The sequence below is a fragment of the Aliirhizobium smilacinae genome (genome assembly GCF_006335145.1).
Taxonomy (GTDB): domain Bacteria; phylum Pseudomonadota; class Alphaproteobacteria; order Rhizobiales; family Rhizobiaceae; genus Neorhizobium; species Neorhizobium smilacinae.
Genome location: NZ_VDMN01000021.1, coordinates 1 through 1102, shown reverse-complemented (window position 1 = coordinate 1102; position 1102 = coordinate 1). Strand labels below are relative to the sequence as shown.

The following is a 1102-nucleotide window of genomic DNA, read 5'->3' as shown; positions in this document are numbered from 1 at the left end:
CCACCTTCACCGGCGGCGGCGAAGGATGCCGTACGCACGGTGATGACCTTTTTGGCATCGCTCGACTGTACGGTTTGGATGGCGTTGCCAGCATAGATCGGCCGCTTGAACGTGTCGGCCGAGACGACTTCGACGATTTCCGAGACCTGCGCGACGTCGAGCAGAGCTGCCACGCGCGGCAGGACATTCTTGGCCGAGGTCGTTGCCGGGGCGATGATCACGTCATAAGTGGGTGCCAGCGACACGATCAGGGCGGCCAGCGGTTCTGCGAGATTGTTGGCAAGGCCCGCATCGTCGGCGACAAGCACCTTGGAAACGCCGGTAAGCTTCGAAGCCGCATCGGCAGCAGCCTTGGCACCGGCGCCTGCGACCAGAACATGCACGTCGCCGCCAATTTGCGAAGCGGCGGTCAGCGCCTTGGCCGTCTGGTCCGAGAGGCCGGAATTGTCGTTTTCCGCCAGAAGAAGAATGGTCATGTTTTTGTCTCCTAGTCTTCCGGTCAGATGACGCCAGCGGTCTTGAGATTGGCGACCAGCTCTTCGACGCTTGCCACCTTGACGCCTGCCTTGCGGCCACCCGGCTCTTCGGTCTTGAGAACCTTCAGGCGCGGTGTCGTATCGACGCCGAAATCGGCCGGGCTCTTCTTGTCGAGCGGCTTTTTCTTCGCCTTCATGATGTTGGGCAGCGACGCGTAACGCGGCTCGTTCAAACGCAGGTCGGTGGTGACGACGGCCGGAAGCTTGACTTCGATCGTCTGCGAACCGCCATCGACTTCGCGGATGACGGTTGCCTTGTCGCCGGAAACCTCGATCTTCGATGCAAACGTCGCCTGTGCTGTCCCGAGCAGGGCAGCCAGCATCTGGCCGGTCTGGTTCGAATCGTCATCGATCGCCTGCTTGCCGACGATGATCAGGCCGGGAGCTTCGGCATCGACGACGCCCTTCAGGATCTTGGCGACGGCGAGCGGTTCGACCAGATCGTCGGTCTCGATGAGGATCGCCCGGTCGGCGCCCATGGCGAGCGCTGTCCGCAGCGTTTCTTCGGCTTTCGCCGGGCCGATCGAGACGACCACCACTTCTTCGGCCTTGCCTGCTTCCTTCAG

At 62.3% G+C, this 1102-nt stretch carries 1 protein-coding gene and 1 pseudogene; both read right to left on the bottom strand.

Going from position 1 to position 1102, the window contains the following annotated elements:
• Window positions 1–476, bottom strand: a pseudogene (locus FHP24_RS28540) (electron transfer flavoprotein subunit alpha/FixB family protein); the annotation flags it as partial.
• 23 nt (window positions 477–499) lie between these two features.
• On the bottom strand, window positions 500–1102 hold a 603-nt coding region (locus FHP24_RS28535; RefSeq protein WP_139679629.1), incomplete at its 5' end, for an electron transfer flavoprotein subunit beta/FixA family protein.